The organism is Streptomyces griseocarneus (assembly GCF_014655595.1).
Lineage (GTDB): Bacteria > Actinomycetota > Actinomycetes > Streptomycetales > Streptomycetaceae > Streptomyces > Streptomyces griseocarneus.
Genome location: NZ_BNBL01000032.1, coordinates 1 through 1,838, shown reverse-complemented (window position 1 = coordinate 1,838; position 1,838 = coordinate 1). Strand labels below are relative to the sequence as shown.

1 protein-coding gene is annotated in these 1,838 nt (G+C 69.4%); it reads left to right on the top strand.

All coding sequences use genetic code 11. From position 1 onward, the window contains the following. Positions 1-159 precede the first annotated feature (159 nt). Positions 160-1,620 carry a multicopper oxidase domain-containing protein gene (locus IE295_RS33130; protein WP_190067514.1) on the top strand — a complete coding sequence of 487 codons (1,461 nt, stop codon included), beginning with the start codon at positions 160-162 and terminating at the stop codon, positions 1,618-1,620. Positions 1,621-1,838: the final 218 nt, after the last annotated feature.

Here is a 1,838-nt window from a genome sequence, read left to right as displayed (position 1 = left end):
CCACCACCCTCTACGGCGGCGACGCCAAGGGCTACACCGACTACCCCGCCCTCACCGACTAACACCCCGCCACACCCCTGAACAGCGGCCACGCCTGCCCAGTCCGGCGTGGCCGCGCCCCACTCCCCTCCCGCCCCTCTCTCCGTCCATGGGGGAACCATGATCCAACGAAGATCCTTCCTCAAGGCCGGCGCGGCGGTCTCGGGCGCCATCGGCGGCGCCGGACTGCTGGTGCCCGCGCTGACCCGCACGGCCGCGGCCGCGGACCTGGACCCGACGACGATCCCGCAGTTCCAGCAGAAGATGCCGGTGCCGCCGGTCCTGAAGCCGACGTCCGTCTCGGGGACGACGAGCTACTACGACGTCACGATGAAGGAGGCCAACGCCTCGATCCTCCCGGGCAAGCTCACCCGGGTGCGGGCGTACAACGGCGTCTTCCCCGGCCCCGTCATCAAGGCGGAGTCCGGGCAGCGGGTCGTGGTCCGGCAGACCAACGCGCTGGGCGTGCCCGTCTCGGTGCACCTGCACGGCGCCCACGTCCCCGAGTCCAGCGACGGCTCGCCGATGGACCTCCTCGCGCCGGGCGGCGGTACGAAGACCTACACGTACCCCAACAGCCAGCCGCACGCGAACCTGTGGTTCCACGACCACGCGCACCACGAGGAGTCGGAGAACGTCTTCCGCGGACTCACCGGCTTCTACCTCCTGACGGACAGCGTCGAGAAGAACCTCAACCTGCCGTCCGGCAGCTACGACGTGCCCATCGCCATCCGCGACGCCCGCTTCGACGACGCCGGGCAGTTCGCGTACACCATGGGCGACATCACGGGCCGCACGGTGATCCTCGCCAACGGCAAGCCGTGGCCGTACTTCGAGGTGGCGGCGCGCAAGTACCGCTTCCGCCTCTACAACACCGCCAACGTGCGCTTCTTCACCCTGAAGCTGTCCGACGGCTCCCCGTTCGTCCAGATCGGCACGGACGGCGGCCTGCTCGAGAAGCCGTACACGACGACGTCGCTCGCGCTGTCGCCGGGCGAACGCGCCGACATCGTCATCGACTTCTCCAAGTACCCGGTGGGCACCACCCTCGTCGTGGAGAACACCGAGCCCGGCCCGCCCGGCACCCCGATGGACCTGGTCGGGAAGGTGATGCAGTTCCGCGTGACCCGCACGGCCTCGGACACCAGCACCGTCCCCGCGACCCTGCGCACCCTGCCGGCGCTGCCGGCCGCCACGGTGCAGCGGAACATCGAGCTGCTGATGGACGAGACCGGCGGCGAGCACGCCCAGGCGTACATCAACGGCAAGATCTACGAGATGGGCCGGATCGACACCGAGATCCAGTACGGCGCCACGGAGATCTGGACCGTCCACAACGCCAACGCCCGGGCGCCGCACAACTTCCACATGCACCTGGTGCAGTTCCGCGTGCTGGAGCGCAACGGCCAGCCGGTCGTCTCCGGCAACGACAGCGGCCTGAAGGACACGGTCAGCGTCAAGGCCGGCGAGACGGTCAAGATTCAGGCGACCTTCACCGGCTACCGGGGCACGTACGTCTACCACTGCCACATGTTCGACCATGCGGCGATGGGAATGATGGCGAACTTCCGCGTCGTGTGACGTCGTACCGGGACCACGTCGTCCCGGTACATCGTCCGACGCAGCAGGGCGCCGGGCGTCCTGGCCGCCCGGCGTCCTGTTCCCCGCACCCCTCCGCGCTTCCACCGCTCTTCGACAGCGGGGAGGCGCGGAGGGGTCTGCCGTTGGGTGCGGGTGTTAGTCGGTGAGGGCGGGGTAGTCGGTGTAGCCCTTGGCGTCGCCGCCGTAGAGGGTGGTGG

Coding starts and splice junctions, on each gene's coding strand:
- IE295_RS33130 (WP_190067514.1), top strand. CDS start 160: ATGATCCAACGAAGATCCTTCCTCAAGGCCGGCGCGGCGGTCTCGGGC.